This window comes from Jatrophihabitans sp. (genome assembly GCF_036000465.1).
Classification (GTDB): domain Bacteria; phylum Actinomycetota; class Actinomycetes; order Mycobacteriales; family Jatrophihabitantaceae; genus Jatrophihabitans.
The window spans coordinates 1-3,162 of the sequence record NZ_DASYFV010000003.1 but is presented as its reverse complement, the minus strand read 5'-3'; the positions used below and the strand labels follow the sequence as shown (position 1 = coordinate 3,162).

Below are 3,162 nucleotides of genomic sequence, written 5' to 3'. Positions count from 1 at the left end.
TTCCGACGTCGTCCCCCTCTGGTCGGACGAGCGCCTGGACGTCGGCGGCGTGCCCTATCGCGACACCGCGGTCGAGTACCCGGTGCTCACGGGCGCCTTCATGTGGCTGACCGCCGACCTCACCCGCGGCATCCACTCCCTCGACACGCACTGGTCCGAGCTCGTCATCTTCGGGGCGCTGACCGCACTGCTGCTCTCGCTGTGCGGGTTGGTGGTTGCCGGTGCCACGGCCCAGACCGCGCGGGGACGCCCGTACGACGCCGCGATCTTCGCCCTCTCCCCGCTGCTCGTCTTCCACGCCTTCTCGAACTGGGACCTGCTCGCGATGGCGTTCGCCTCGGGCGCGCTGTGGGCCTGGGCCCGGCAGAAACCGGTGCTCGCCGGCGCGCTCATCGGGCTCGGCACGGCGGCGAAGCTCTATCCCGTCTTCCTGCTGGTGGCCCTCGCGATCCTGGCCGTCCGCACCCGCAAGTTCGCCGACGTGCTGTGGGCGACGCTGTGCGCCGGGCTGGTCTGGCTCGCGGTCAACGGTCCGGTGGCGCTGGCCTACCACCGCGGCTGGTGGGAGTTCTACCAGTTCAGCATCGAGCGGCCCACCGAGCGCTCGACCATCTGGGCGATCGGACGCACGCTCACCAACGGGTCGCTCGCCGACGGCGACGCGCCCTACTGGGTGCCGCCCGGCCCGGCCGTCGCCATCGCGCTGATCGGCGCGCTGGCCGTGGTGGCCGTGCTCGCGCTGCGGGCGCCGGTACGGCCCCGGGTGGCGCAGGTGGCGTTCCTCGTCGTGCTCGCGTTCCTGCTGACCACGAAGGTGTGGAGCCCGCAGTACTCGCTGTGGCTGGTGCCGCTGCTCGCGCTGGCGCGGCCGCGCTGGCGGCTCAACCTGGTCTGGCAGTTCACCGAGGTGCTGGTCTGGATCGTCACCCTGACCGTGCTGCTCGGCGGCACCGTGCCCGACCACGGCATCAACTACGGCTGGCTCGTGCTGCTACTCGTGGTCCGGGACCTGATGCTGCTCGGGCTGGCCGCGCTCGTCGTCCGCGAGATGTGGTGCCCGTGGCTCGACGTCGTCCGCCTCGACGGCTCGGACGACCCGGGCGGTGGCGCCTTCGATCACGCCCCCGACTGGTGGGACCGCGCGCCCTACGACGACGGCGAGGGGCTCGACGTCGAGTTCGACGACGCTCAGACCGACGCCCGCAGGTAGGCGATGTCGTCGCCCTGGCCGGCCGCCGGGGTCTCGACGATGACGTCGCTGCCGGCGGCCCGGCACACGTCGGCGATCACCGACGGGTCGATCTGACCCTGGCCGAAGGTGGCGTGCCGGTCGGCGCCGGAGTCGAAAGCGTCGCGGCTGTCGTTCGCGTGCACGAGATCGATGCGGCCGGTGATGGCCTTGACCCGGTCGACGATGCCGGCGAGGTCCTCGCCGCCGGCGTGGGCGTGGCAGGTGTCGAGGCAGAAGCCGGCGCCGAACTCGCCCACGGCGTCCCACAGCCGGGCGAGCCGGTCGAAGCGGCGGGCCATCGCGTTCGTGCCGCCGGCGGTGTTCTCGATGAGCACGGGCAGCGCGAAGCCGCCGTCGTTCTGGGCGTAGGCGAAGGTCTTACGCCAGTTCTCGATGCCGATTCCCGGGTCGTCGCCCTCGTTGAGGTGCCCGCCGTGCACGATGATCGCCTTCGCCCCGATGGCGGCGGCCGCCGTGGCGTGCTGGGCCAGCAGCTTGCGGCTCGGCACCCGGATGCGGTTGTTGGTCGTCGCGACGTTGATGCGGTACGGCGCGTGGATGTAGACGGTCAGCTCGCTGGCCCGGATCGCGTCGGCGTGCGGGTGCTCGGACGGCGCCTTCCAGGCCTGCGGGTCGGTGAGGAAGAACTGGATCGCGGCGGCACCGTTCGCGGCGGCCGCCGGGAGCGGGTCGTTCGAATCGACATGGGCACCGATGGCTGACATGCTCCGCACAGTACGGGCCGGCTCCGACACCCGACTCGCTCACAGCCGCCGTATCCCCGGCCTCGATCGGTCGTTTAGTGGGACAGCGATTGCGTTAAACTCTGAGCGACTCTGCGTCGATTGGTCGTAGAGCCGCTTGTGTGTTTTCAGTGAGGAGAACTGATGTCGGGACGTCACGAGCAACGCGGTGGTCGTTCGCGCCTGCGCTGGCTCATGGGCGGCGCCGCCCTCGGGCTGGCCACCTCGGTCCTCCTCGCCATGACCCCCGCGCAGGCCGCGAGCGCCACCGTCAACGCGCAGCTGTCGCTGTCGGGCGTGGCAACCGCATCCAGCCCCGTCGGCGGCACGATCGTCGGCGTGCACCCGGGCGACTCCGTCAAGTTCAGCGCCGCCACCGTGCCGACCGCTGGGCTCGACAAGCTCGGACTCGGGAGCCTGGTCGACAACCTGGGCCTCACGACTTACGAGGTCAAGGTCGATTTCTCCGGCGTCCCCGGCGGCACGAAGGACACGGTGCTCAAGGGCACCGAGGCCAAGACGTTCACCTTCCCCACTGCGGGCAAGTACAACTTCACCTGGACCGCCGAGTCTGCATCGGTTCTCGGCCTTCCGCCTGTGCCCTTCAGTCTGAATTTCCCGCAGCTTGCTGCAGCAGGCATCAAAGTCAACGCGTCCGGCACCTACTCTGGCCAGATCGTCGTCGCCACCGACCCGCCGGCGGGCGGCATCTCGATCCAGCTGCCCAGCGTGAGCGCGGCGCCGAGCCTGCCGGTCGTCGGCCAGCTGCCCACCGTCTCGATCCCGGGTGTCTCGGTGCCGACCATCGCCGCGCCGTCCATCCCGAACCTGCTGCCGAAGCCGCCGTCGCTGCCGGTCGGCGGCGCGAAGACGACCGCGCCGGCCGGGGGTGTCTACACCCCGCCGGGGCTCACCGTCCCCGACCAGATCGTCCCGCACGGCCAGGGTGCGGCCGTCTACGGCTCGAACGGCGGGGGCGGCTTCTACAACGGCGCCCTGCCCGGCACGGGCACGCAGATCGGCAACCTCGCGCCGGTGAGCGGCACGCCGTCGGCCAAGCCGTCGTCGGTCGTCACGCAGGACAGCACCGGCAAGAACAAGACGATCGACCTCGCCTCGGCCGACAAGTCGCCGTCGGGCCAGCTGCCGGTCATCCTCGCGATCCTCGCGATCATCGCCCTGGCCATG

2 protein-coding genes and 1 pseudogene are annotated in these 3,162 nt (G+C 71.0%); 2 read left to right on the top strand and 1 reads right to left on the bottom strand.

Annotated features, from left to right (window positions below; all coding sequences use genetic code 11):
- On the top strand, positions 1-1,210 hold a 1,210-nt coding region (locus VGN18_RS00245), incomplete at its 5' end, for a glycosyltransferase family 87 protein (RefSeq protein ID WP_327537602.1).
- Here VGN18_RS00245 and VGN18_RS00240 read toward each other — a convergent pair.
- Entirely contained in the window at positions 1,189-1,956 is a 768-nt protein-coding gene (locus VGN18_RS00240; RefSeq protein ID WP_327537601.1) for a deoxyribonuclease IV, read from the bottom strand. The two genes, VGN18_RS00245 and VGN18_RS00240, sit on opposite strands and share 22 nt — an antisense overlap.
- Before the next feature lie 162 nt (positions 1,957-2,118).
- Here VGN18_RS00240 and VGN18_RS00235 point away from each other — a divergent pair.
- A pseudogene (locus tag VGN18_RS00235) lies at positions 2,119-3,162 on the top strand (hypothetical protein); the annotation flags it as partial.